The following is a 24,478-nucleotide window of genomic DNA, read 5'->3' as shown; positions in this document are numbered from 1 at the left end:
TCACGCCATCTCGACATCTCTTTCTGGAAGGAATTCTCACCAGCAATGGACATCGGTATCGGGTTGCCCGGTCATGCTCGGTGGACCGAAGGCACAACCTTGGTGGAGTGGGCACGCCGTGCCGAAGCGCGCGGCTTTTCCACCCTCAGCGTCAGTGACCGTCTGGCCTGGTCGACGCCAGAGCCTTTGATCACTTTGGCCGCCGCGGCCGGCGCCACCTCACGCATCCGGCTCTTGACCAGCGTGCTGCTCGCACCCTTGCGCGCCAACCATGCCCTGTTCGCCAAGGCCGTCACCACCCTGGACCAGCTCGCGGGGCCCGGCCGCCTGCAATTGGGGCTCGCCCCCGGAGCCCGGGAGGACGACTTCATGCTCAGCGAGGTCGACTACGGCACCAGGGGCAAGCAGTTCGACCAGCTCTTGGTTCGGCTCGCCGCAATCACGGCAGCCGACGACCCCGTGGGCCCGCGACCGGCCACACCCGGCGGGCCCGCCCTGCTGTTCGGCGGCAACTCGAAAGCGACCCTGCGCCGCATCGCCTCCCACGGAACGGGATGGATCGCCGGCGACGCGACCGTACAGGACGTGCAGGACTTCGCCCCCCAGATCCGGCAGGCTTGGGAGGCAGCCGGCAGAGCCGGCTCGCCCCGCCTGGTGGCATCGGTGATGTACGCGCTCGGCCCCGACGCCGAGGCCGCGATCTCCGATGCCATCGGCTCCTACTACGCCTTCGCCGGCGACGAGTACGCGCAGTACGGCATCTCCATCGCCTACACCCAGCCAGAACAGATCACCGCCGCGATCGCCGCCTTCGACCAGATCGGCTGTGACGAACTGATCTTCATGGGCAACGATCCCGATCCCGCACAGGTTGACCTCCTGGCCGAGGTCATCGGCCTCTGACCGCGGGCCGGGACGGGCGAGGTGGCCAACTGACAGTTACCTCGCCCATGCGGCATCCCCTGGCCACCGAATACAGCGTCGGACGCTCCACCATCCACCGCATCATCCACGGCCCAGAAACCTCCAGGTAGAACGCGGAACCACACCAAGGAGCTGATCTCGAACTCACGGCACCGAGCTGCCCACAAGTCCCATAGCCTCGATCCTGGTCGTTTGTTGGTCGAGCGTGGCGAAGGGTGGTCGATCGGCTGTGAAGCGCGCACGCGCCATCGAGCTCGCCGAGAGCGTCATCACCAGACTGCACACCCAGCGCGACGAGCCGCCCTTGAACGTGGTCAGCGAGCTGCACGTGTCCGGGTCCTTCGCCCGCGGCGCCACCGAGGTCGGAGACCTCGACCTCGACTTCGAGGTTGACGCTCCCTCGCCGCAGTGGACCGCCCTGGTCCGCAGCCTTCCCCTCCAGGTCTTTCCCGAGACCTTGATCACCAGAGAACTGCGGCAGCGACGGCGTTCCATTCAGATCGTCGCCCGCAGGAAAGACGACGACCGATTTCAGATGACGCTCCTGTGGCGCCGCGGCGATGACCTGAGCACGGCGCTCGCCCGGCTCCACGCGATCGCCGAGGACCCGAACGCCGGCCGGGCCCAGCGCGATTACATGCTGGCTGAGTTCGAGGGCCTCGAAGACCGCATCAACCAGGCCCACCGGCAGCTCATCCTGGAAGCGGTCGAGGCCGATGCGCTGGCCATTGAACGGTTCGACCTGGCTGATCGCGAGCCGCTCTCCGAGCTCGCGCGGCTGCATCTGAAGCGGCGCTGGAAGACGACCAGCCCGCTGTTTCGCGCGGGCGCGGCGGTGCTGGCGCGCTTGGAGGAGGAGGGGGTGGACCTTCATGACGTCCACCTGCACGGCCAGGACCTCGTGTACAACGCCGACACGGCCCACTACGCCGGCTTCAACCTGAAGTACCTGCGCATCCTTCCGCTCTGGATCGCCGAGTTCGGCTGCAGGCAGCACCTGGAGGTCGTGCACCCCACCAAGACGAGCCCCTTGACCTGCCTGCGCCTTTCCGTACGCCGGCGCGAGTACTTCGACTCGGAGATGCAGACCCGATGGGAGTAGCGGGCATGGGGCAGGCGCTGTTCCTTCGACGGCACTGCAGCCCTATGCGCATCGGGACCACGAGCGAGGCCACGGTCATCCCTCCTTCGGGCACCGTCGCCGACGACGACAGGGAAGGCCAACCCCGGACCTCCACCGAAGCGTCCAGCTAAGTTACTCGCGGGTACCGCCAACGGCTGTCCGCAGGTTCCTCAACCCCGAGGTCGGCGCGGGCAAGAGCGTCTCACCCGCGTCCCTCCGGGCCGTGCGGTACTACTCGCATTCAGGCGTCGACGCGCCACCGATACCTGTCATCCGGCCGGCTGGACACCCGCCTATGATCCGTTACGCAAAACCGTCAGGCCTTTTCGCCCGCGAGCCAGGCCGCCAGTCCCAGGTAGACGACCCCGCTGCCGACGTCCATCCGGCGTCGGGCCCGCGCCGATCGCCGGACGCGATCGGCCAGCGCTGAGCTGAGCATCGCGTACGTGCCGTCGCTGGCCATGCCCAGCACCACCCAGACCAGCCCGAACACCAGCATCTGCGTGGCGACCGGCCCGGCCTCCGGGTCGGTGAAGCCCGGCAGGAACGCCAGGAAGAAGACAGCCGTCTTCGGGTTGAGCACGTTGACCACGAACCCTTCCCAGAACATGCGCCGCCCCGTCTGCCGCGGCATCTCCGCGATCTCCTCGCCGCCCTCCCGGCGTACGAGCTTGCGGACCCCGAGCCAGACGAGATAGGCGATGCCGGCGTACTTGACCACGGTGAACGCCGTCGCGGAAGCCGCCAGCAGCGCGCTGATGCCGAGCGTGGCGGCGGCCACGTGCACCAGCGAGCCCGCGTGCACGCCGAGCGCGGAGATCAGCCCGGCTGCCCGGCCTTGCGCGACGCTTCGGCTGACGATGAACACCACAGCGGGTCCCGGCACCAGCAGGATGGCGAGCGTGGCAGCGCAGAAGAGGGCGAGTGTCGCGAGATCAGGCATGGCCTCATCGTAAAGAGGTCGTCAAAGGCTTTCCCGCAGGGCCGGCAGCAGCGCCTGGGGGAGCGGCGGATGAGGCGGTTCTCCATACGAAGGCGACAACCCGCATCAGGATCCCCTGATTACAGGCGCATCCGGTGATCGACCGGCGAGTGCCGAAGGGCACCTCCGCCGACCGCAGGGGGTGCCGAACGGCATCTGGTCCACCGGCCGGCCGGACCGAGAGGCTTGACGCATGAAATCCTTCGCTTCTGGCCGGTACGGCTACCCGTCCGGGCCCCCGGTGCGGGGGAGGAGGGCCGATGATGACCTCGGCACAATGGCGGTTGACCGAGGAGCCGCATACAGATTCTCGGCAGGCTGGTCGCACGCGATCGGTAGTCGTATGCGTACCTGCAGGAATCCACGCTCGGCTTCATGACTCCGCAGGAGGTCTCCGCGATTCTCCGCCGAGTCGGCTTCAGCTCCATAGCATGGCGGAAGAGGTTCTTCGGCACCCACATGATCATATCGGCCGAAAAACGGTAAGCCTTTCGTGCACCCAGCAGAACGGGCGGAGATCTGCGGAGTATCGGGAAGGGACACCCCTGCTCACGGGAGTCCCTGACCCGCCGGTGGCGACCGAGCCCCGGCCGACCGGGTCCCGGGCCTGACCCCGCCGGGCACCGCTGTCATGGTCGTCCTGCTGGGCACGGGCCCGGCCCTGCCCTGCGTGGCAGCCCTCTGGCGCCGAGGTGCCCATCGACTTATAGTCATATCCATGATTACCCATATCCGTGAGTATTGAGCCGATGGCCCTCAGACATGCGGTGCTGGCGGCGCTGCTCGACGGCGAATACAGCGGATACCAGCTCACCAAGATCTTCGACATCGGCGTCTCCAACTTCTGGTACGCCGCCCCGCAGCAGCTCTACGCCGAGCTGACCAAGCTGGAGACCGGCGGCCTGATCACGGGCCGGGAGGTGGTCCAGCGGGGTCGCCCCAACAAGCGCGTGTTCAAGGTGACCGAGGCCGGGCTCGGCGAGCTGGCCGCCTTCGCCGCCACCCCGGCCAAGCCCTTGCTCATCCGCGACGACCTGGCCGTCAAGGTGCACGCCGTCGACCTGCTCGACCCCGCACCGGTGATCGAGCAGCTGCACGACCGGGCCCGGGAGGCCGCCGCCAAGCTGGAGGTCTTCGAGCAGCTCCTGCTGCGCCTGCGCGGCGAGCTGGACGAGGAGACGTTCCTGCGCCAGGGCGAGCACGTCGGCCCCTACCTGTCCTGCCTGGCGGGATGCAGGCTGGAGCGTGAGACCCGCGCCTGGTGCCTGGAGACGGCGCGGACGCTCGGCGAGCGCATGGCCCGCGCCGGAAGGGAGACCTCATGACCGTCTACACGCGTTACGTCGCGCTCGGCGACAGCCAGACCGAAGGCCTCGGCGACGGCGACGACGTCAACGGCCACCGCGGCTGGGCCGACCGTCTCGCCGAGCACCTGGCCCGCGCCAACCCCGACCTCCTGTACGCCAACCTCGCGGTTCGTGGCCGGCTCGCGGGCCAGATCCGCTCGGAGCAACTGGCCCCCGCGCTGACGCTGCGTCCCGACCTGGCCACCGTCATGGCGGGCATGAACGACCTCATCCGCCCCGGCTGCGAGCCCGCCGCTGTGGCGGAGGTGCTGGAAGAGATGTACGCCGCCCTGACCGAATCGGGCGCACACGTGGTTACCGTGACCTTTCCGGATATCGGGAAGATCGCCCCGATGGCTCGGCCGCTCCGGCCCAAGGTGCTCGACCTCAACGCCCGCATCCGCGCCGCCGCGGCCCGCCACGGGGTCACGGTGGTGGACACGTTCGCGATGGAGTTCGTCACCGACGCGCGCATGTGGGGCACGGACCGGCTGCACGCGAGCCCGGCGGGCCACGCCCGCATCGCCGCCGCCATGGCCCACTCCCTCGGCCTGCCCGGCAGCGACGACAGGTGGATGCTGCCCTTCCCGCCTTTGCCCCCGGCGGCGGCGTGGCGGGTGGCGGCGGCCGAACTGCGCTGGTTCGCCACGTTCGCGGGCCCGTGGATCGGCCGCCGCATCCGCGGCCGCTCCTCGGGCGACGGCCGCACGGCCAAGCGCCCGGAGCTCACGCCGCAGGCCGGGCCGGCCACGCATTCCAGCGCGCCGGGGCCCTCGGCCGGTCCGGGGGGCGAGGAGCATCCCTGTCGGACCGTGCGCTAAGGCTTCATCGTTTCCGAGCGCCCGCCGGATGGAGACCGCTTCGCCTACGTCGCCCACGACGGTGGACGTCACATGGCGGTTGACGTGGTCAATATCCGCAGGCTGGAGTCCCGTGGCCGAGACGGCCTCGGCATCGGCTCGATCGGTGCGGGCGCTCGCGTGCAGGCCTGGTCCGCGATCAGGGCTCGGTTCTGCCGGTCGCCCATGCCCAGGCCGCAATGGCGACACGGTTTCTGCTGCCGGTCTTGCGCTGGATGGCCGCGATGTGGTTCTTCACGGTACCCGGGGCGAGGAAGAGTTCCGCAGCGATCTCGGCGTTGGTCCTGCCGTACGCGAGCAGTGCCACGACCTCGTCCTCCCGCTCGGTGAGGATGCCGCCGGCTCCTGGCATCCGGATGTCGGCGAGCACGACGTCAGGTTCGATCGCCTTGGCGGTGTCGATCGCGGTGCGGGTGTCGGCCACAGCGCGGGCCTGCCGTGCATCGAGAAAGCGCAGGTCCCCCCCCCACCGCCGCGGCAAGGACCGCACCCGCCCCCCAGAACGCGCACACGCCCAGCCCTTCCAGCGGCGAGGCCGGCGTGAAGAAGCGCAGCAGCCAGGTGGCCGCGGCCATACCCGCCGCGGGCGCGGCCGGCACCACCCGCCGAGCCGGCGCGTACCGGGTGATCAGGCCGGCCGGCGCCATGAGCGCCAGGCTCTCGATCATTCCCAACGCGGCGACACCCGGCTCGGACGACGCCGATGACGTGAGCCAGCGTGACGGCCAGCGAGCCGGCCGCGCCCACGCACGTCAGCGCGGGTAAACGCGACCGCGGCGCCGAGCGCGACAGCGCCACCACCACCACTGTCACGCAAACCAGCAGCGACAGCGGCACGACGATCCACATCAAACCCGCCGGACCGACGATACGTGCCCCCGCGCCCCGGCCACAGGTGCCGTTCGGCACTCTCACCGGCGGCCGGGGGCCGACTCGACAAGTACACCGGACTCGACCTGCACCAGCCGCGCCACAGCGCCGTCACCTGCCTGGGCGACGCCGAGGTACCGGTGTCCACCCCGTTATCAGATCGACCGCCTGAGATCACGCCGGGGTCTTGCCGTGGCGGCCGCACACCGGACAAGATAAGTCGCTATACGTCTAACGACGCGCACCTGGCACCAATGGAGGTGGCCTGTGACGATGGTCGGCTCGGCACTACCGCGCAAGGAGGACGCCGCGCTGCTGACCGGGCGCGGCACGTTCGTGGACGACATCCATCGTCCCGGACTGCTCCACATGGTCTACGTGCACAGCACCGAGGCCCACGCGCTCATCACCGGCATCGACGCGGAGGCCGCCCGGGCACTGCCCGGCGTGCTCGGCGTGTGGACCGCGCGGGACTTCGCCGGACTTCCGCCCAGACCCTCGGTCCCCGGACTGGAACGTGGCTACCTGGCCGGCGAGAAGGTCCACTACGTCGGCGAGCCGGTGGCCGTGGTGGTCGCGGCCGACCGGTACACCGCCGCGGACGCGGCGCGCGCCGTGCGGGTGGAGTACGAGCCGCTGGCGGTGATGGCCACGGTGGCGGACGCGCTCGCGCCGGACGCCGTGCCCATCTACGCACCGCTGCCCGGCAACCTGGCCCTGGAACAGCAGGTGACATCGGAGGAGGTGGCGGCCGAGGTGGCGGCCGGCCTGGCCGCCGCCTCGCACCGCCTGCGCGCCCGCCTGGTCAACCAGCGCTGCGCCGGCGCGCCGATGGAGCCGTACGGGGTACTCGCGGACTGGACCGGGGCCGGGCCCACCGTGTGGGCCACGGTGCAGGCGCCGCACCGGGTACGGGCGGAGATCGCCGAGCGGTTCGGGCTCGCCAGGCACCTGGTCCGCGTGGTCGCGCCCGACGTCGGCGGCGCCTTCGGAGTGAAGTCCTCGTTCATGCCCGAGCTGTTCCTCGTACCCGAGCTGTCGCGTAGGCTCTGCCGGCCGGTCAAGTTCGTCGAGACCCGCAGCGAGCACATGGTGCACACCTACCACGGCCGCGACCAGCAGCAGGACATCGAGGTGGGCTTCGACGGCGAGGGCCGGATCCTGGCCCTGGACGTGACGCTCACCGTCAACATCGGCGGCGTGCCGGACCCGGTGGGCATCGGGCTTGCCACGCTCACCTCGTACATGCTCGGCGGCTGCTACAGGATACCGAAGATCGCAGCCCGCTATCGAAGCGTCGTTACGAATACCACGCCTACCGCCTCCTACCGGGGAGCGGGACGGCCCGAGGCGAGCTTCCTGATCGAGCGTGTCATCGACCTCGTCGCCCGTGAGCTTGGCAGGGACCCCGCCGATGTCAGGAAGGCGAACCTGATCCAGCCGGGCGAGATGCCGTACCAGACCTCGTTCGAGGGGATCGTGTACGACGAGGCCGACTACCCGGCCGCGCTCGACCTGCTGCTGGATGAGCTGGACTACGCCGGGCTGCGCGAGGAGCAGGCGCGGCGGCTCGCGGACCCCCGCGCGCCCCTGCTCGGCGTCGGGCTGTCGACGTTCGTGGAGATGGGCGGCTTCGGGCCCACCCCGCTGTTCGAGCAGTTCGGCTACCTCGGCGGCTGGGAGTCGGCCAACGTCCGGATGCAGCCGGACGGCTCGGTGATCGTCCTGGTCGGCACCGCTCCGCACGGGCAGGGTCACCAGACCGCGCTGTCCCAGATCGCCGCCGACCAGCTGGGCGTGCCCTTCGAGGCCATCAGCGTGCTGTACGGCGACACCGCGGTCGTACAGGAGGGCACCGGCACCATGGGCAGCCGCGGGATGCCGGTCGCGGGCAACGCCGTGCGACAGGCCTCGGCGGAGGTGGCCGACCAGGCCAGGCGCGTCGCGGCGCACATGCTGGAGGTCGACGCGGACGACCTGGTGCGGACCGGGGACGGCTACCAGGTCAAGGGCATGCACGACGCGACGGTGTCCCTGGCCGAGGTGGCCGAGCGCGCCTTCAAACCGCACCTGCTGCCCGAGGGCACCGCGCTCGGCCTGGAGAACACCTCGTACTTCGAGCCGAAGAACCTCAGCTACCCCAGCGGCGCGCACGGCTGCGTGGTGGAGATCGACCGGGACACCGGGCAGGTGCGGATCCTGCGCTATGTCTGCGTGGACGACTGCGGCACCGTCATCAACCCGATGACGGCACGCGGGCAGATCCACGGCGGGGTGGCTCAGGGCATCGCGCAGGCGCTGTACGAGAAGGTCGCCTTCGACGCCGACGGCCGACCGCTCGCCGCCTCCCTGGAGGACTACATGGTGCCGGGCGCGCTCGACCTGCCCCCGTACGAGACCCACCACATCGAGACGAGGTCCAGCTTCAACCCGCTCGGCGCCAAGGGGCTCGGTGAGGCGGGCGCGACGGCCGCGCCGCAGGCCGTGGTGAACGCCGTGGTGGACGCGCTCGCCCATCTCGGCGTGCGCGATGTGGAGATGCCCTGCACGCCGGAACGAGTCTGGAAGGTCATGCACGATGCGAGTTGAGATCACTGTCAACGGGCAGCCGCACACCCGGGAGGTCGAGCCGCGGCTGCTGCTCGTCCACTTCCTGCGCGACGTGCTTTCCCTGACCGGCACGCACGTCGGCTGCGACACCTCCAGCTGCGGCGCCTGCACGGTCCTGCTCGACGGCATGGCGGTGAAGTCCTGTACCGTCCTGGCCGCGCAGGCCGACGGCTGCGCGGTCACCACGATCGAGGGCCTGGCCGGGCAGGACGGGCTGTCGCCCGTACAGGAGGGCTTCCGGCAGTGTCACGGCCTGCAGTGCGGGTTCTGCACGCCCGGCATGGTCATGGCCGCCACCGCGCTGCTCACCGAGCGGCCCGACCCTTCGGAGCAGGAGATCCGCAACGGGCTGAAGGGCAACATGTGCCGGTGCACCGGCTACCAGATGATCGTCGAGTCGGTCCAGTGGGCGGCAGCGAACGGAGGCGCGCGATGATCCCGGCGGGCTTCTCCTACGTGCGCGCGGGCTCCGTCCAGGAGGCGCTCGACGAGCTCTCCCGGCACGGTGGCGCCGCCAGGCTGCTGGCGGGCGGCCACTCACTGCTACCGGCGATGAAGCTGCGGCGGGCCGAGCCGGGCGTTCTGATCGACATCGGCAGGCTCGGCGAACTGGCGTACGTCAGGGCGGACGGCGACCGGATCGCGGTCGGCGCGCTCACCCGCCATCGGACGCTGGAACGCGACCCGCTGGTGGCCGAGCACGTGCCGCTGCTGGCCGCCGCCGCGGCCCGGATCGGCGACCAGCAGGTGCGCAACCGGGGCACGATCGGCGGCTCGCTGGCGAACGCGGACCCGGCCGCCGACCTGGCCGCCGCGGTGCTCGCCCTGGACGGCGTGCTGGTGGCCCGCGGCCCGGCGGGGGAGCGGGAGATCCCGGCGCGGAAGTTCTTCACCGGCCGCTGCCGGAGCGCGCTGGCCGCGGGCGAGATGCTCACCGAGATCCGGTTGCCGGCCGCCACGGACCGGTCGTACGCGTTCGAGAAGTTCAGCCGCCGCGCCCTGGACTGGGCCGTGGTCGGGGTCGCCGCCCAGGCGCGGCCCGGCGGCGTGGCGGTCGCGCTGATCGGCATGGGGCCGACGCCGGTGCGGGCGACGGCGGTGGAGGAGGCGCTGGCGGCGGGCGTGCCCGCCGCCGAGGCGGCGCGGCTCGCGGCGCGGGGCTGCGAACCGCCGGACAACGCGGCCGCGAGCGCGTCCTACCGCGCCCACCTCGCCGAAGTCCTGGTCGGCCGCGCACTGGCGGCGCTGTGAGTGCGTGATGGCAGGTCGGCGCGGCAGGCCCCAGCGACTGCGTCATCCCGGTCGTCACATACGGCATTCCGCTCCCGAAGTTGGCCCCAGCCCCAAAGTAGCGATGAGTTAGATCACGGTTGCGACTCGTGGTCGTCGCGAATCCCGCGTACCGGGATGTAGGGGATGTTCCCCGTTCGATCGTGTTGCCCTGTTCTCGGGGGTCGGTCGGGCGAAGGAAGCGGCGGAGATACGTCGAGAGTGGGAGCCGGAGGAACTGATCGCGGCCTGGACGCTGCTGGATGGCGACTGGGACCTGGTCGGGAACAAGACGGGCGCGACGCGTCTGGGCTTCGGTGTCTTGCTGAAGTTTTTCGAGCAGGAGGGCCGGTTCCCTCGGTACGCGGGCGAAGTGCCCAAGGCTGCCGTCGACTACGTGGCGGGGCAGGTGAAGGTCGATCCGGCGCTGTTCGCGGAGTATCGGTGGTCGGGGTCGACGATTGAGTATCACCGGGCGCAGGTGCGGGAGGCCCTGGGGTTTCGGGAGTCGACCCGGGCGGATGAGGATGTGCTGGCCGGGTGGCTGGCGGACAAGATCTGTCCGATGGTGTTCACCGACGAGGGGCTGCGGGCGGCGCTGCTGTCCCGCTGCCGGACGTTGAAGGTCGAGCCGCCGGGCAGGGCGGAGCGGATCGTGGGTGCGGGCAGGGCGCGGTTCGAGCGGGACTTCTGCCTGCACGTGTTGAACGGGTTGTCGGCGGACTCGGCGCGGTCGCTGTGGGAGCTGGCCATCGGCGAGGACAGGTTCCTGCAGGAGCTGAAGTCCGATCCCGGAAGGCTGGGCCTGGAGACGTTGCTGGAGGAGATCCGGAAGCTGCGGCGGGCAAAGGCGCTCGGGCTTGCGGCGGATCTGTTCGGCGGCTATTCGGATCAGCTGGTGGCCTCCTGGCGGGCCCGGGCGATGGCCTCGCATCCGTCGGACTTCGCGGCGAACCAGCCGCCGGTCCGGTTGACGTTGGTGGCCGCGTTGGCCTGGTCGCGGACGACGGAGATCACCGACGCGCTGGTCGATCTGTTCATCGGCCTGGTTTCGAAGATCAACACCCGGGCGGAACGGAAGGTCGAGCGGGCAATCGAGGCCGAGGCCAAGAAGGTGCACCGCAAGACCGAGAAGCTGTTCTCGATCGCCGAGGCGTCGCTGCAGGCCCCGGAGGGCACGGTCCGGCAGGTGGTGTTCCCGCGGTACCGGCGGGCGGGGAGACGACGCTACAGGCCCTGGTGGCCGAGGCCAAGGCGGACGCCAGCGCCTACAAGGCCCGCGTGCGGACGGTGCTGACCAGTTCCTACACCTCCTACTACCGGCGGATGCTGCCCAAGCTGCTGGCCGCGATCGAGTTCAAGTGCAACAACACCGCCTACCGGCCGGTGATGGACGCGCTGGACCTGCTGCAGCGCTACGCCGACATCCCGAACACCACCCGCCACTACGACGCATCCGAGAACGCCCCCATCCAAGGGCTGGTGCCGGACGGCTGGCTGGAAGCGATCGTCGACAACAACGGGATCATCGAGCGGGCCTCCTACGAGCTGTGCGTGATCGTGTCGCTAAAAGATGCACTGCGCCGCCGCGAAATCTACGTCGCAGGCGTCCGCCGCTGGCGCAACCCCGAGGAGGACCTGCCGGCCGACTTCGAGGACAACCGCGACGTCCACTACGAGAACCTGCGCCAACCGCAGGACAGCAGCGTGTTCATCGCCACGTTGCAGGAGGCGATGCGCGCCTCGATGGCGGCATGCGGCCAGGCGATCAACAGGAACAAATCCGGCGGTGCGAAGGTGAAGACGCACCGCGGCGAGCCGCGATGGCATATCCCCGACCTGGGCAAGCTGAAGGTCCCGGAGAATCTGCGGGCACTGCATACTGAGGTTGCCGCCCGCTGGGGGATCATCGACCTGCTGGACTTCTTGAAGGAGTCGGACTTCGTCACCGACTTCACCGACGCGTTCACCACGGTCGCAACTAGGGAGGCGACTCCGCGGGACGTGATCCGCAAACGCCTGCTGCTGGTGCTGTACGCGCTCGGTACGAATGTGGGGATCAAGCGGGTCGCCGACGGCGGCCGTCACGGCGAGAGCGAGGCGGCCTTGCGGGCCACCCGGCATCTGTTCGTCAACCGCGACAACTTGCGAGCGGCGATCGCGACCCTGGTAAATGCCTGCACCTGCTCCAGTCGGCGCTGGTCTTCATCAACACCCTGCTTGTCCAGTCCGTCCTCAAGGACCCCGCCTGGCAGAAGAAGCTGACCGACGCCGACAAGCGAGGACTCTCGCCACTGTTCTGGTCCAACGCCAACCTCTACGGCACCATCGACATCGACATGGGCCGCCGTCTTGACCTCGACCTGGTCGCCTGACCCTTCCCGTCGATCACGCCGATGGCCGGGGCAGGATGCCCTGGCCGGGTAGCAGGTCGGCCAGGGCGGTTCGCACGGCCGCCCGGCTTACCCCATGAGCCCGTGCCAGGGCCGCGATCGAGGCGCCCTCGTGGAAGGCCGCCCGGACATCCTCGCGCCGGTCACCGTCCAGCGCGGGCGGCCGGCCGCGGTAGCGGCCTTCGGCCTCGGCGGCGGCGATCCCCTCGACGGTGAGCTCGTTCTGGATGTCACGTTGAAACTGGCCGACGGCGGTGATCACGTTGATGATGACGGCGGTGGTGGCGTCGCTTGCGGCCAGATCGTGGAAGTTCGACGCGGTCCGGACAGGACGCGCAGGGAGACCCCGCGGGCTTGGCACCAGTTGCGGACGGCGTGGATGTCGAGCAGGTCGCGGCAGAGCCGGAACAGCTCCGAGACCGTCAGGGTGTCGCCGGGGTGCGCCTTGGCGGCGACCTTGCCGAACGCGGGCCGGTCGAGGGCGGGGATCTTGGAGGTGGTGGCGGGGTCCTCGAAGAGGAGGACGCCGTCGGCTGGCCGGAATCCCTCGGCGACGCCTTCGGTGCGCATGAGAAGGCCGGCCTCGGTGAGGATGTGGCGCTGCCGCAGGGACTGGGTCGCGGTGGAGACGCGGGAGTAGACGATCTGCACCGAGTTCTCCTCGGGATGAGGGTTGGAGCCCGATTCTCCTGTCGGGAAATCCTGTCGTCAATTCGTGTGCGGAACCGGCCATCTGACGTCAGGGTTTGTCGCTCGATGTCCGGTTTTCGTGAGGGCTTGCGGGGCCCGGTCAGGGGTGTCGTCAAATCTTCTAATCCCGACACCCCAGAGCCGCCGCTCCGAGCGCCCACATCGGCCCTGGGCGCAGCCGGGCCAAGGTCCTCCGGGGCCCGCGCAGAAGCACAGAAGACCTTTCGTTCGGCTCTGTCCTCGCCGACGGGAAGTGTGGATGGGGCCGGGCTGGGGTCGACCGTGCCGAAGAAGCAGAGACCGTCGTGGGCGCGACAGGTTGCGGGATGCATCGGCAGGGCGCCCGGGGTCGGCCGTCGCTGCGCGCGAGGTTTGATCGGGGTCTGTGGGAGCTATCGCAGTTGGTCGCGGCGGCGGGTGAGGTAGGCGGTCTCGGCGGTGTTGCCCGCCAGTTCGATGGCTTTGTCGTAGGCCGCGCACGCCTGCCGGGTTTGGCCCAGCCGGCGCAGCAGGTCGGCGCGGGTGGCGTGGTAGGCGTGATAGCCGGCCAGCGTGTCCTCAAGGCGGTCGACGGCCGCCAATGCCACCTGCGGGCCGTCGAGTTCGGCGACCGCGACGGCCCGGTTGAGGGCGATGATCGGCGAGGGATCAAGGCGGACGAGCTGGTCGTAGAGGGCCAGGACCTGTGACCAGTCGGTGTCGCGGATGTCGCGGACGGAGGTGTGCACGGCGTTGATCGCAGCGAGGATCTGATAGCGGCCCGGAGCCACGCCGGCGGCGGCAGCGGCGAGACGCTCGCGCACCAGGTGGTGGCCCTCGGCGATCAGGCCGGTGTCCCAGGCCCCGCGGTTCTGCTCGGTCAGGGGGACCAGTTCGCCGCTGGCCGAGACCCGGGCGGTGCGGCGGGCCTCGGTGAGGAGCATCAGCGCCAGCAACCCGGCCGCCTCGCCGTCGCCGGGCATGAGGGCACGCATCAGGCGGGTGAGCCGGATCGCCTCGGCGGTCAGGTCGGGACGCAGGGGATCGGCGTCGGGGCCGGTCGCCAGGTAGCCTTCGTTGAACACGAGGTACAGGACGGCGAGTACGCCGGAGACGCGGGCCGGTAGATCCTCGGCGGATGGCACCCGGTAGGGGATGCGGGCCGCCTTGATCTTGGCCTTGGCGCGGGTGATCCGCTGTCCTATGGCACTCTCGGCCACCAGGTAGGCGCGGGCGATCTCGGGCACGGTCAGACCGCCGACCATGCGCAGCGTCAGCGCTACGCGGGTCTGCATCGCCAGCGCCGGGTGACAGCAGGTGAAGATCAGCCGGAGCCGGTCGTCGTCGATGGCGCCGACAGGCTCGGGCGGGTCGTTGCCGTACACCGTCTGAGCCTCCTTGTGCTTGTCGTCGCGCTTGTTCTCGCGGCGGATCCGGTCGATGGCCTTGCGGTTGGCGGTGGTGGTCAGCCAGGCGCCGGGGTTGGGTGGTACGCCGTCGGCCTTCCACCGCTCGACGGCGGCCGCGAACGCCTCGGCGGCCGCCTCCTCGGCGATATCGAGGTCACCGAAACGCCTGGTCAGGGCGGCAACCACCCGCGCCCACTCATCATGGTGGGCCCGGGTGATCGCCCTCTCGACGTCGATCAAAGGAACGGCCGCACCTCGATCTTCCGGTCGCAGACCTTCGACGCCTCGGCGGCGAGCTTGAGCGCCACATCCAGATCGGGGGCCTCCCACACCCAGACGCCGGCGAGGTACTCCTTCGACTCCACGAAAGGCCCGTCGCTGAACACCGCCTGCTCGCCCCGGTTGTCGATGACCGTGGCCGCGTCGGTGTCCGCGAGTCCGCCTGAGAAGACCCAGTAGCCCTCGGCGATCAGTCGTTCGTTGAACGCGCTGATAGCAGGCCGCCTGTCCGTGCTGCCGGGATTGCTCTTGTCATCGATCACGGAAATCAGGTACCGCATCTGAAGATCACCTCCTGGGTGTCAAGACAGCGTGGTTCGGTCGTCAGGGACTTCAAGCCGTTGGCGCATACTGCGGGCGCCCGGCCGGCCGGTAAACCTGGATCGACACACCCTTCGAGTCGACCCGTGACTCGACCAAGTCGAGCGCAAGATCCGGACCGGACTCCGGGAACAGTCTCGCGCCCTGGCCGACGATCACCGGGATCACGATCAGAGTCATCTCGTCGACCAGGTCGTTCTCCAGCAGCCACCGGACCAGGATGCCACTGCCGTGCACCTGCAGCTCCCCCCCGGGCTTGGCCTTCAGCTCACTGATGGCCGCCGCGAGGTCACCACGGAGAACGGTCGTGTCCTGCCAACGCGGGGCGGTGAGCGTGGTCGAGGCAACGTACTTGGGGGCCTCGTTCAAGGCCACGCCGATGGGATGTGCGCGCATCTGGTCGAGTGATCCCCAAGAGCCGGCGAACAACTCGTAGGTGCGCCGGCCGAACAGGAACGCCTCCGCGCGCTGATAGGTCTGCGTGATGTACGTCCTGGTCTCGTCGTCGCCCTTCCCCAGGGCCCATCCGCCGCGCTCGAATCCGTTCCTGCGGTCATCCGACGCGGCGCCGTTTCCCTGCATCACGCCATCGAGGGTGACCTGAGTCATGGTCGTCAGCTTCATGATCGCGGTTCCTTTGCCTTGGCGCCGCCCCTTGCGGGCGGCCTCACCCCTGCTACGAACACCACCGCCCCGATCCGACACCGCCTCCGGATTTCTTCGAAGAATTTTCCGGGACGCCGGTCGTCAGCGATCCGGGCTGCACGACGGCTTCGCGGCGACGGCGCTCCGCCTCCTTGACCGCACCCAGCGCGGGCGGGGCTCTGGGACCAGATCAATCGCGAAGACCTGAGAAGACGAGTAGCCCGGCCTGGCGCTAGCTGGGGTGTTGGTCAGTTGCCTGGTGACAGTGGCTGATCGACGGCGGCGATGCGGGGCGGCGTACACACGGTGCGCCTTGCGGACAGCCGGTCAAGGCGAGCATTCCGAGCAAGGCCGACCGGGACGCCCACCGCAAGGCCGCGGGATCGAGGTTGCGTCCACGGAAGTGGTGTACGAGTTTGACCTGGTCAAGAGGCGTGGCGTCGTGAATTGGTGACGGCCATCGCGTGACGCTCCTTCGAAGGCGCAAACCAAGACCGGGGTAGGTGACGCGACGTTCGTCGAGGTAATGAACCAGATCAACGTCGCCATCGTGAATCCGCTGTTCTTGCTGATGTTCCTGGATGGGCCGGTGCTCGGCCTGGTGGCGCTCATCCTGGAGCGCCGCTGGGCGGTTGCGGTCGGGGTTCGCGCTGTCGGTGGTGATGCTGCTGGTCACCATGGCGGCGAACGTGCCGCTCAACGACGCGCTCGCCGCGGGCGAGGTGACGCGGTCCGGGTTCGAGGGGTCCTGGAACACCTGGAACGTGGTGCGGGCGGTGGCCGGCACCGGCTCGCTGGTGGCCTTCAGCTGGGCGCTGCTGACCAGATGATCAATCCCAGGGGTCAGTGGCTTCGTACGCGGTGAGCGAGCGCATGACGGGCGGATCGGTTACCGGTCGAGGAGTTCGGCCAGCATGGCACTGGTCGCTTGGTCAGCCGGTAGGAACGCCTCGAGTCGTAGTTCGGCGATGGTGACGTCGATAGCGGTGCCGAAATGGGTGAGCGTGGTGATGAGCGTCAGCTCCCTGCCGTCGGCTGGATCAGGTGCCCGCAGGCGCAGCGGTACGGCGAAGCCGAGGTGGTGCGGTGACTCGCGCGGACGTGGTGGTGCCAGGTCGGTGAGTTCGGAGGCCAGGCGCTGGAGCTGGTCGTCCGGGTTGCGCACGCTCTCGGCCTGGATGCGGTCGATGATGTGCCACGCCCACTCGTCGAGGTTGACGATGCGTGGCGCGAGGCCCTGCGGATGCAGCAGCACCCGGGGAACGCTCACCGGCGGTACGAGCAGATGCGCAGCCACGCCGGCGGTGAGGGCGTGGAAGGCGGTGTTGGCCAAGGCGAGGTCACCGTGCCGGTCGACGACCACCGCCGGGTAGGGCAGGTGGCCGTCCAGGATCCGTTCGAGGGCGGTGCGAATCGGTTCGAGCTGGGGGGCGTCCAGGCGGGTCTGCGGGTAGACCGGCGCGAATCCGGCGGTAAGGAGCAGGTCATTGCGCTCGCGGATCGGCACCTCCAGGGATTCGGCCAGCCGGATGATCATTGATCGTCCGGGGGTCGACCTTCCGCTCTCGATGAAGCTGACGTGCCGCTGCGTGGTTCCGGCACGCATGGCCAGTTCCAGCTGGCTGACACGCCGCCGGGTGCGCCACTCACGCAACCCTCCGGCGAGCCCGCCTCGGGTCGATTCGCTGATCACCCCTCTTGTGTAACCCGATCGGCTGCTGGTCCGCCATTCCCTACGAGGAATTGCCGCACGACGGCCAGCGCAGCAAGGTCGTTGCCGCACGCCGACCATGCGCAACCAAGGAGATCAACCATGGCTGACATTGACATCCACGACCTCACCGACCGCTACGTTGCCGTATGGAACGAACCCGACGCCGAGCGCCGCCGCACCGCGATTGGCGAGCTGTGGTCCGCCGATGCGGTCCATGTGCTGCAGCCTCCCCAGGAGATGCTGCAGACCGCTGAAGGGCTGGGCTTCGACCGCGTCCTTCTGGAGGCACGCGGGCACCACGCGTTGGAGTTCCGGGTGACTCGCGCCCACGAGGAGTTCGTCGCGCCCGGCACCTTCGTCTTCCGGTCGCGCGGCAACACCGACCGGCTCCACGACGTCGTCAAGTTCAACTGGGAGATGGCACCCCGGGACGGGGGTGAGGTCGCCGGCGTCGGGCTGGAGATCCTCATGCTCGGCCCCGACGGCCGCATCGTCAGCGACTACCAGTTCATCGAGGGATGACCGCGGTGATGGCGATACGCCCATCGATGGTGGGCAGCTACCACGTCACCACCGGCGGCGGTATCGACGGCCTGGCGCTGCGCACGCACAACCCACGCACACCTGGGGAGGGGGAGGTCGCGGTCGCGGTCCACGCCACCTCACTCAGCTTCCGCGAGCTTCTGGTGCTACGGGGGCAGTACATGCTGCCCGTCAGACCGGACGTCATACCGGTCTCGGACGGGGCCGGCGAGGTCGTCGCCGTCGGGCCGGATGTCCGGCGGGTGCGCCCAGGCGACCGCGTCACCGCCGCGCTGTTCCCACGGTGGCTGGACGGCCCGCTGGAACCGGCATACCTGCCGCAGCTGGGTGGCTCGCTCGACGGAATGCTGACCGAGCTGGCCATCCTCCCCGAGGGCGCGCTCGTGCACATCCCCGATCACCTCTCCTACGCCGAGGCGGCGACTCTTCCCTGCGCCGCCGTCACGGCATGGAACGCCCTGACCGGCGACGGCCGCGGGATCCAGCGCGGACAGAGCATGCTGGTCACCGGCTCGGGCGGCGTGTCGCTATTCGCGGTGCAGTTCGCAAAGCTCCTGGGCGCGAGAGTGATCGCCACGACAAGCCGGGCGGACAAGGAACAGCGCCTTCGCGATCTGGGAGCCGACGAGGTGATCAATTACCGCGACATCCCGGACTGGCACACCGCTACCCGTGAACTCACCGCCGGGCGAGGGGTCGACCGCGTCGTCGACACCGCCGGAACGCTGGAGCAGTCGCTGCAGTCGGTCGCCGTCGACGGGCACATCGCCTTCGTCGGGTCCGTCTCCGGCAACTGGCCACCGGTCGACCCTCGTCTGCTGTTCGGTGTCGCGGCTACGGTCCGCGCATTGGCCGTTGGCAGTCGCGCACAGTTCGTCGCCATGAACGACGTCATCACCGCGCATCGGCTCCGGCCAGTCCTCGACCGGGTGTTCCCGTTCGAAGAAGCCGTGGCGGCGTACAGGTACTACGAATCGGCCAGCCCGTTCGGAAAGGTGATCATCAAGACCAGATAGCCGGCGAGCATGCGCGGCTGGGCGAATCCCGCGTACGCTCGATCATGGGCAGACCAGTACGCGGCGTGCGAGCTGGATGATCTATCCCAAGAGGTGTCTGCAGAGACGAGAACGAGGGTGTCGAAGATCGTTCTGTGACCAACAACCTGAACACCCTCGCGACCGCACTCTACGCACCGACGGATGACCTTGTTGAAGGAGCATCCCGGCCTGGCGCCTCGGCGTCCCCAGGCCGGCATCGCTCCCCGCGCACGCCACCGGGTTCGAGCCCGGCAAGCGCGCCGTGGTGAGCTGGCTGTGGCGTGGCCATGCACCTGACGCCGGAGGCGATCGCTGCCACATTGGCGGCCGTTGGCCGCCTTGCCCCGGGCAGTGAACTGATCATGGAGTACGCCCTGCCGTCGGGCCTGCGCGACGCGCGGGGCAGCGTCTTCGCCGAGTTCGCCCTGCCCGCCGCCGCCGAACGCGGTGAACCCTGGCCGTCGTTCTTCACCCCCGACGACCTGTCGACCCTGCTGGGGCAGCACCGGCTGGAGCCGGTCGAGCAGCTGCGACAGGCCGCGATGGACTTCTACCGTTCTTGCTCCGACGCCCGCGGCCTGCGGCCGGACCTGGCCGTCTTCGCTCTCCACGACGCGATACGGCGGGCCCGGGAGCGTTATCGCCAGGCACCGCGGGCTTGGGCGAGCCACGTCCACCTGGGCATCTGAGCCGACCGCCCTAGCGCAAGGCGCAACAGCACGACGGGAAGCTCCTGACTCAGGCCGCGCGACTCATGGCCGTCAGGGCAAGCAGCAACCCGGTCACGACCTACTTTGGGGCTGAGGACACGCTCGGGAGCGGATGGCCCATACCGGCTGCCCGGGCTCTCCGGCGCACGGATGTTCCTCGTCCCCGATGGCGGGCTTCGCTTTGCGATCAGGGTCGGCTGACAGCCAGGACGGACCCGGTGTGTTCAGCGGCCGAGGAAGGCGCCGGTGGAGGCGCGGATCGCGGATACGAACGCGGCTATGGCCGGGTGGGTGGCGGCGCCTTGCCGGTAGGCGATGTGGGTCCGTCTGCGGATGGACAACGGGATGAGGCGGACACCGGCCGGGGGCTGCGCGGCGGCCAGCTGCGGTACCAGTGAGACGCCTTGCCCGGCCGCGACCAGCGCGAGCACCGCGGCGAAGTCGTCGGCGTGGTGACGCGCCCGGGGGGTGAAGCCCGCGCTGCGGCAGACGTGCAGCGTAACGGTGTGGCAGAGGGTGCCGGGGCTGGCCATGATCCAGGCGGCGTCTCGCACGTCTCGTAGCGGGCCGGTCTCCTCGGCCGCGGGTGCGGTGCCGGGCACGGCGAGGAACACCGTTTCGTCCAGCAGCGGAACCGTGTCCAAAACGGGATCCGGCTCGATCGGCACGACGTCGTAGTCGTGCAGCAGCCCGACGTCGAGCCGCCGCTCGCGCAGGGCGTCCGGCACCGTGACCGGGTCCAGCTCGGTCACCGTCAGCTCGAGCTCGGGGTGCCGGCGCCCCAGTGCGACCAGCGCCGCCGGGAGGAGGGTACGGACCGCGGTGGGGAAGGCGCCGATGCGCAGTGGGCCGGACAGGCCGGTGGCCAGCGCGGCCAGCGCGGCCGTCGTCTGTTCCAGAGCGGTGAGGACCACCTCGGCGTGCTGTACGAGAATCCGGCCGGCCGCGGTGAAGGTGACGCGCCGGCCGGTGCGTTCCAGCAGTGCCACGCCCGCTTCTCGTTCCAATGCGGACAGCTGCTGGGAGACCGCCGAGGGTGTGTAGGTGTGCGCTTGCGCGACGGCGGCGATCGTGCCGAGGCGGGAAAGGTCGCACAGCAGGCGTAGACGGCGCACATCGAGCATCAGCACAGCTTACGGTTCTGTTCAGGGATGTGAACTGGACCTTACTGATTGGCCTGCCGGATGCTGAGACCATGACGCTCACCGGTGTGTACGTACCGCTGATCACCCCGTTCGACGCCACCGGTGCCGTGGCCCTCACCGCACTGGAAGCCCTGGCGCACGAGGTGCTGGACGCCGGCGCGTCGGGGGTCGTGGCACTGGGCACCACCGCGGAACCGGCATCGTTGACCGCCGCGGAACAGCGTGGCGTCGTCGATGTGATCGCTCGGGTGTGCCGTGAGCGTTCGGCGCGGCTTGTGGTCGGCGCCGGCACGGTGGAGGCGGCGCAGGCATTGCGCGGGCGATCAGAGGTGGTCGCCGCGCTCAGTGTGGTGCCGCCGTTCCTGCGGCCCGGCGAGGCGGGGATCATCGCGCACTTCGCGGCTCTGGCCCTGGCCAGCCCCGTCCCGCTCGTCGTCTACCACGTCCCGTACCGGACCGGGCAGCACCTGTCCGCCGACACCGTCCGGCGGCTGGCCGATCTCGCCGGTGTGGCCGGCATCAAGTACGCCGCCGGCGGGATCGACGCCGATGCCATCGAGCTGCTGGCGGACCCGCCGGCCGACTTCGCGGTGCTGGGCGGCGACGACGCCTTCATCTCGCCTCTGCTGGCCTTGGGCGCGCACGGTGGCATTCTGGCCTCGGCGCACTTGGCCACGGCACGATTCGTCGAGCTGGTCGACGCATGGCACACCGGCGCCACCTTCCGGGCCAGAACGCTCGGTCACCGCCTCGCCGCCATGTCGAGCGCGATGTTCGCCGAACCCAACCCCACCGTCATCAAGGCGGTCCTGCACGCACAGGGGCGCATCCCGACCGCCGCGGTACGGCTGCCGCTCCTGCCGGCCGGTCCCGGCAGCGTGCGGGCGGCGTTCGGCACATTGACGCCGCCACACGGGGCTGACGACCGCGCGGATTCGCGCCGGGCACGTGGTGCGTGAGCCGTGAGGTCACCCGGCCCCACCCGGGCTCGGCCGGATCCGAGGTCGCCTCTCAGGACGCCGGTCGTCCGAGGTAGGTGCGGGTGCGGGTGTAGGCGGTGAAGCCCATGGACTCGTAGAGCCGTTTGGGAACGGGGTAGCCGGCGTCTCCGCGGGAGTAGACGATGGCGCGCCGGCCGCCGGCGTCGGAGAAGGCGTGCATCACCGCGGTGCAGACGGCGCGGGCCAGGCCGAGACGGCGGTGGCCGGGATGTGTGCCGACCGGTTCGAACGCGCCGACCCCATTGACCTCGTCGTACCAGCCCTGGCAGTAGGCGACGACGTCACCGTCGGGAGACACCGCGACGAGATCCAGTTCGGGACGATAAGGCCAGGTCTCCCTCATCCGGGCGTGGCGTTCGGTGGTGATCCGGGTCGATCCGAAGGCGGCGCGGTGCGCCGACGCCCGGCCGGCCACGTCGGCGTGGTCGCGCTGGGCTCGGATCGTGTAGCCGTCCGGCAGGCAGGGCACGTCCTGCAGGCCGATGAGCGGGCGGCCGAGGCACACCATGAACGGGCCGTCGACGACAGGGGTGTAGTGACGTCGCTCCAGCGCCGTGACCAGGTGCGGTTCGGTTTCGGCGACCTCGACGCTCAGCGGGCCGCCGGCCGTTCGCCCGGCCCAGGCGAGCACCTCGTCGGCCAGTTCCGGGTGGTCCGGGTCGACCTGCAGCATCAGGCTGTCAGGTGGTTCCAGCCAGCCCCAGGCCAGTGTCCGCTCTCCTTGCGTCCAGGTCGCCGTCGGACACTTCTCGGCCCGGTCGAGGGACAGGCACCAGTTCCAGGTGAGATCACCGATGTGCCGGAATCCGGTCGCCGGGAAACTGCGGGAGGCCAGGCTCTGCATGGCGCGTAGCGCCGTGGGATCGGTGTACTCACGGCGTCGCATGGCCGCCATGCTGCCCGCTCCGCCCTCGATCGGGCAACGGGATTATCCGGCGCCCGACGGTCTGCGCACCGCCGGGCTCGTGGCCGGCGGGCGGTGCGGCAACGCCGTCGGGCGCCGGCTCACGCCCCTTGGAGCGGGGCTCCTGCACCGCTACCGGCCGGATGCCGGCCGGTAGCGGTGCAGTGCCTCGACCTGCTCGTAGGACGGGACGCCGGCGGTGACCGGTTCGCCGTCTGCCACGCCCAGCGCCGTGGTGACGGCCGCGTGCAGTGCCGCCCGGAACAGCAGTGACCCGTAGCTGATCCGGGCCACGCCCAGATCGGCCAGCCGCCGCACCGGCACGCCGGGCCGGACGAGCACGTTCAACGGCACCCCGGCTCCCGCCACCAGCGCCTCGATGTCGTGCTCGGTGCTCGCCCCCGGCACGAACACCCCGTCGGCGCCCGCCTCGGCGTAGGCGCGGGCCCTGGCCAGCGCCAGGGCCCGCGCATCCGGCAGGCCCAGCCAGAACGCGTCGGTCCGGGCGTTGAGGAACACCCGGGGAACCCGTCGCTTGACGGCGGCGATCAGTTTCGCCTGCGCCGAGGCATCCGCCAGGCCGGTGCCGCGCCCGTCTTCGAGGTTGATCCCCGCCATCCCCAGCCCGGCCAGCCGCGCCACCAGGTCGGCCACCTGGCCGGGCGTCCTGCCGAACCCTGCCTCGATGTCCACGGTCACCGGGATCCCCAGCCCCGTGATCGTCCGTGCCAGTGCCAGCGTCTCCTGCCGTGTCGCCCGCCCGGCGTCCGGTTTGCCCGCGGCGGCGGCCACTCCCAGGCTTGTCGTCCCGATCGCGGCGAACCCCGCCCGTGCCAGCGCCGCCGCGGAGGCGTGGTCCCATGCGCAGGGCAGCAGCAACGGCTCATCCGCGTGGTGCAGTGCCCTGAACCGCTCGAACGTCATCGGGCCACCGCCTCGACCGTTCCGGCCGCCAGCGCCAGCGCCACCCGCCTGCCGGGGCAGGCCCGTGGCCCCGCGCCGAACGTCAGGTGCGACAGGGCCCGCGGGTCCCGGTTGGCCGCCGCGATGTCGAGCACCACGGCCCTCCCGTCGCCGGGCGCCCTGCGCCGCAGCGTCCGGACCGGAGGGTCGCGGCGCAACGTCTCGTCGAGCAGTTCCTCCACCGTCCGCTCCACCGGCCGGGGCGCCGCTGCCCTGGCCAGCGCGCCGCGGACCAGTCCGGCCGTGGGGCCACATGCCTGGGCGAGCAGTCCCGCCAGCACGGCCAGCCGCTCAGGAGCCGGGTCGCCCAGGAGCCGCGCCAGCCGCGCCAGTCCCTCATCGGCGGCCTCGGTGTCCACTTCTTCGGGTCCCGGCAGGTAGGCCGGGGCGAGCGCCGTGACGGCCTCCACCGCCGACGGCCCGTCCTGGACCGGCACTCCCAGTGCGAGGGCCAGCACCAGCACCGGGACCAGTTCCGGGGGGCAGGGCGGCGGGCCGGTCTCCTGTGAGGCGAGCCGGACCGCCTCGGCGCGTAGCGCGTCGGGGTCCAGCCCGGCCAGCACCGCCTCGCCGGCGGCCCGGCGCCCGGCGTGTGTGGATCCCTCGGCGAAGCGGCCGACGGCACCGCGCAACCATGCCACGCTCAGCGCGAACGGCGGCCGCGGTACGGGGTCGACGGTGAACCGGGGATCGGCCAGCACGGCCCGTACCTGGGCGTGGCCGCTCACCACCAGCGGGTCAGATGTCATGACCGGCAGGCT

The 24,478-nt window shown here is 70.2% G+C and carries 28 protein-coding genes and 1 pseudogene; 16 read left to right on the top strand and 13 right to left on the bottom strand.

The features are described 5' to 3' along the window. Nucleotides 1–45 precede the first annotated feature (45 nt). Both AB0J58_RS24350 and AB0J58_RS24345 read left to right on the top strand, forming a co-directional pair. Nucleotides 46–903, top strand: a complete 858-nt coding sequence (locus AB0J58_RS24350; protein WP_364219087.1) for an LLM class flavin-dependent oxidoreductase — start codon at nt 46–48, stop codon at nt 901–903. A 250-nt stretch (nt 904–1,153) separates the two neighbouring features. Continuing rightward, nucleotides 1,154–2,026 (top strand): hypothetical protein, encoded by an 873-nt coding sequence (locus AB0J58_RS24345; protein ID WP_364219084.1) that lies wholly within the window; start codon nt 1,154–1,156, stop codon nt 2,024–2,026. Between the two features lie 337 nt (nt 2,027–2,363). On the opposite strand, the gene AB0J58_RS24340 is transcribed toward AB0J58_RS24345, so the two are convergent. Next, nucleotides 2,364–2,990 carry a LysE family translocator gene (locus AB0J58_RS24340; protein WP_364219081.1) on the bottom strand — a complete coding sequence of 209 codons (627 nt, stop codon included), beginning with the start codon at nt 2,988–2,990 and terminating at the stop codon, nt 2,364–2,366. Nucleotides 2,991–3,778: 788 nt separating this feature from the next. On the opposite strand from AB0J58_RS24340, the gene AB0J58_RS24335 reads away from it, so the two are divergent. Then, nucleotides 3,779–4,354 (top strand): PadR family transcriptional regulator, encoded by a 576-nt coding sequence (locus tag AB0J58_RS24335; RefSeq protein WP_364219078.1) that lies wholly within the window; start codon nt 3,779–3,781, stop codon nt 4,352–4,354. Continuing rightward, a complete protein-coding gene (locus tag AB0J58_RS24330; RefSeq protein WP_364219075.1) occupies nt 4,351–5,196 on the top strand; it encodes an SGNH/GDSL hydrolase family protein in 846 nt (281 codons plus the stop codon). The genes AB0J58_RS24335 and AB0J58_RS24330 overlap by 4 nt, the downstream gene beginning before the upstream one ends. Nucleotides 5,197–5,211: 15 nt before the next feature. Here AB0J58_RS24330 and AB0J58_RS24325 read toward each other — a convergent pair. Both AB0J58_RS24325 and AB0J58_RS24320 read right to left on the bottom strand, forming a co-directional pair. Beyond that, nucleotides 5,212–5,424 (bottom strand): annotated as a pseudogene (locus AB0J58_RS24325) (hypothetical protein); the annotation flags it as partial. After that, a complete protein-coding gene (locus AB0J58_RS24320) occupies nt 5,375–5,659 on the bottom strand; it encodes a DNA-binding response regulator (protein WP_364219072.1) in 285 nt (94 codons plus the stop codon). The pseudogene AB0J58_RS24325 and the gene AB0J58_RS24320, both read right to left, overlap by 50 nt. Before the next feature lie 116 nt (nt 5,660–5,775). Here AB0J58_RS24320 and AB0J58_RS24315 point away from each other — a divergent pair, with 116 nt between their 5' ends. The 7 genes from AB0J58_RS24315 (at nt 5,776) to AB0J58_RS24285 (ending at nt 12,359) form a co-directional block, all read left to right on the top strand. Beyond that, the gene (locus AB0J58_RS24315; protein ID WP_364219069.1) at nt 5,776–6,000 is read left to right on the top strand and encodes a hypothetical protein; all 225 of its coding nucleotides are present in this window, start codon (nt 5,776–5,778) and stop codon (nt 5,998–6,000) included. Nucleotides 6,001–6,378: 378 nt separating this feature from the next. Next, complete coding sequence (locus AB0J58_RS24310; protein ID WP_364219157.1) at nt 6,379–8,694, top strand: xanthine dehydrogenase family protein molybdopterin-binding subunit; 2,316 nt, start codon at nt 6,379–6,381, stop codon at nt 8,692–8,694. Then, complete coding sequence (locus AB0J58_RS24305; RefSeq protein ID WP_364219066.1) at nt 8,684–9,151, top strand: (2Fe-2S)-binding protein; 468 nt, start codon at nt 8,684–8,686, stop codon at nt 9,149–9,151. Before AB0J58_RS24310 ends, AB0J58_RS24305 begins: the two co-directional genes overlap by 11 nt. Further along, nucleotides 9,148–9,966, top strand: coding sequence for an FAD binding domain-containing protein (locus tag AB0J58_RS24300; RefSeq protein WP_364219063.1), 819 nt, complete (start codon nt 9,148–9,150; stop codon nt 9,964–9,966). The genes AB0J58_RS24305 and AB0J58_RS24300 overlap by 4 nt, the downstream gene beginning before the upstream one ends. Before the next feature lie 112 nt (nt 9,967–10,078). After that, on the top strand, nt 10,079–11,281 hold the full coding sequence (locus AB0J58_RS24295; protein ID WP_364219154.1) for a DUF4158 domain-containing protein: 1,203 nt from the start codon (nt 10,079–10,081) through the stop codon (nt 11,279–11,281). After that, nucleotides 11,224–12,249 carry a Tn3 family transposase gene (locus AB0J58_RS24290; RefSeq protein ID WP_364219060.1) on the top strand — a complete coding sequence of 342 codons (1,026 nt, stop codon included), beginning with the start codon at nt 11,224–11,226 and terminating at the stop codon, nt 12,247–12,249. Before AB0J58_RS24295 ends, AB0J58_RS24290 begins: the two co-directional genes overlap by 58 nt. Continuing rightward, entirely contained in the window at nt 12,162–12,359 is a 198-nt protein-coding gene (locus AB0J58_RS24285; RefSeq protein WP_364219151.1) for a Tn3 family transposase, read from the top strand. Before AB0J58_RS24290 ends, AB0J58_RS24285 begins: the two co-directional genes overlap by 88 nt. A 13-nt stretch (nt 12,360–12,372) precedes the next feature. Here the strand turns inward: AB0J58_RS24285 and AB0J58_RS24280 are convergent, their stop codons facing one another. The 5 genes from AB0J58_RS24280 to AB0J58_RS24260 form a co-directional block, all read right to left on the bottom strand. After that, nucleotides 12,373–12,639, bottom strand: a complete 267-nt coding sequence (locus AB0J58_RS24280; protein ID WP_364219058.1) for a hypothetical protein — start codon at nt 12,637–12,639, stop codon at nt 12,373–12,375. Continuing rightward, a complete protein-coding gene (locus AB0J58_RS24275) occupies nt 12,636–13,028 on the bottom strand; it encodes a recombinase family protein (RefSeq protein ID WP_364219055.1) in 393 nt (130 codons plus the stop codon). The genes AB0J58_RS24280 and AB0J58_RS24275 overlap by 4 nt, the downstream gene beginning before the upstream one ends. 431 nt (nt 13,029–13,459) lie before the next feature. Then, nucleotides 13,460–14,695 carry a sigma-70 family RNA polymerase sigma factor gene (locus AB0J58_RS24270; RefSeq protein ID WP_364219052.1) on the bottom strand — a complete coding sequence of 412 codons (1,236 nt, stop codon included), beginning with the start codon at nt 14,693–14,695 and terminating at the stop codon, nt 13,460–13,462. After that, the gene (locus AB0J58_RS24265) at nt 14,692–15,015 is read right to left on the bottom strand and encodes a YciI family protein (protein WP_364219049.1); all 324 of its coding nucleotides are present in this window, start codon (nt 15,013–15,015) and stop codon (nt 14,692–14,694) included. Before AB0J58_RS24265 ends, AB0J58_RS24270 begins: the two co-directional genes overlap by 4 nt. 52 nt (nt 15,016–15,067) lie before the next feature. After that, nucleotides 15,068–15,679, bottom strand: a complete 612-nt coding sequence (locus AB0J58_RS24260; protein WP_364219046.1) for a dihydrofolate reductase family protein — start codon at nt 15,677–15,679, stop codon at nt 15,068–15,070. Between the two features lie 602 nt (nt 15,680–16,281). Between AB0J58_RS24260 and AB0J58_RS24255 the strand changes: the two genes are divergently transcribed. Next, nucleotides 16,282–16,530: a DUF1772 domain-containing protein gene (locus tag AB0J58_RS24255; RefSeq protein WP_364219043.1), complete on the top strand. Its 249-nt coding sequence runs from the start codon at nt 16,282–16,284 to the stop codon at nt 16,528–16,530. Between the two features lie 59 nt (nt 16,531–16,589). On the opposite strand, the gene AB0J58_RS24250 is transcribed toward AB0J58_RS24255, so the two are convergent. Then, nucleotides 16,590–17,393 carry a helix-turn-helix transcriptional regulator gene (locus tag AB0J58_RS24250; protein WP_364219040.1) on the bottom strand — a complete coding sequence of 268 codons (804 nt, stop codon included), beginning with the start codon at nt 17,391–17,393 and terminating at the stop codon, nt 16,590–16,592. 120 nt (nt 17,394–17,513) lie between these two features. On the opposite strand from AB0J58_RS24250, the gene AB0J58_RS24245 reads away from it, so the two are divergent. From AB0J58_RS24245 to AB0J58_RS24235, 3 genes are all read left to right on the top strand, one after another. Continuing rightward, on the top strand, nt 17,514–17,936 hold the full coding sequence (locus AB0J58_RS24245; RefSeq protein WP_364219037.1) for a hypothetical protein: 423 nt from the start codon (nt 17,514–17,516) through the stop codon (nt 17,934–17,936). Between the two features lie 8 nt (nt 17,937–17,944). Further along, nucleotides 17,945–18,973 carry an NAD(P)-dependent alcohol dehydrogenase gene (locus AB0J58_RS24240; protein ID WP_364219034.1) on the top strand — a complete coding sequence of 343 codons (1,029 nt, stop codon included), beginning with the start codon at nt 17,945–17,947 and terminating at the stop codon, nt 18,971–18,973. A gap of 308 nt (nt 18,974–19,281) precedes the next feature. Beyond that, nucleotides 19,282–19,683 (top strand): hypothetical protein, encoded by a 402-nt coding sequence (locus AB0J58_RS24235; RefSeq protein WP_364219031.1) that lies wholly within the window; start codon nt 19,282–19,284, stop codon nt 19,681–19,683. A 245-nt stretch (nt 19,684–19,928) separates the two neighbouring features. Here the strand turns inward: AB0J58_RS24235 and AB0J58_RS24230 are convergent, their stop codons facing one another. After that, nucleotides 19,929–20,828 carry a LysR family transcriptional regulator gene (locus AB0J58_RS24230; RefSeq protein WP_364219028.1) on the bottom strand — a complete coding sequence of 300 codons (900 nt, stop codon included), beginning with the start codon at nt 20,826–20,828 and terminating at the stop codon, nt 19,929–19,931. 71 nt (nt 20,829–20,899) lie between these two features. Here AB0J58_RS24230 and AB0J58_RS24225 point away from each other — a divergent pair, with 71 nt between their 5' ends. Then, entirely contained in the window at nt 20,900–21,808 is a 909-nt protein-coding gene (locus tag AB0J58_RS24225) for a dihydrodipicolinate synthase family protein (protein ID WP_364219025.1), read from the top strand. A 52-nt stretch (nt 21,809–21,860) separates the two neighbouring features. Here the strand turns inward: AB0J58_RS24225 and AB0J58_RS24220 are convergent, their stop codons facing one another. The 3 genes from AB0J58_RS24220 to AB0J58_RS24210 form a co-directional block, all read right to left on the bottom strand. Next, nucleotides 21,861–22,736, bottom strand: coding sequence for a GNAT family N-acetyltransferase (locus AB0J58_RS24220; RefSeq protein ID WP_364219022.1), 876 nt, complete (start codon nt 22,734–22,736; stop codon nt 21,861–21,863). Nucleotides 22,737–22,886: 150 nt separating this feature from the next. Next, nucleotides 22,887–23,678 carry an isocitrate lyase/phosphoenolpyruvate mutase family protein gene (locus AB0J58_RS24215; protein WP_364219019.1) on the bottom strand — a complete coding sequence of 264 codons (792 nt, stop codon included), beginning with the start codon at nt 23,676–23,678 and terminating at the stop codon, nt 22,887–22,889. Beyond that, nucleotides 23,675–24,466, bottom strand: a complete 792-nt coding sequence (locus AB0J58_RS24210; RefSeq protein ID WP_364219016.1) for a cytochrome P450 — start codon at nt 24,464–24,466, stop codon at nt 23,675–23,677. The genes AB0J58_RS24215 and AB0J58_RS24210 overlap by 4 nt, the downstream gene beginning before the upstream one ends. Nucleotides 24,467–24,478 lie beyond the last annotated feature (12 nt).

The sequence above is a fragment of the Streptosporangium sp. NPDC049644 genome, assembly GCF_040675205.1.
Classification (GTDB): Bacteria; Actinomycetota; Actinomycetes; order Streptosporangiales; family Streptosporangiaceae; genus Streptosporangium; species Streptosporangium fukuiense.
This window is presented reverse-complemented; position numbering and strand designations above follow the sequence as displayed.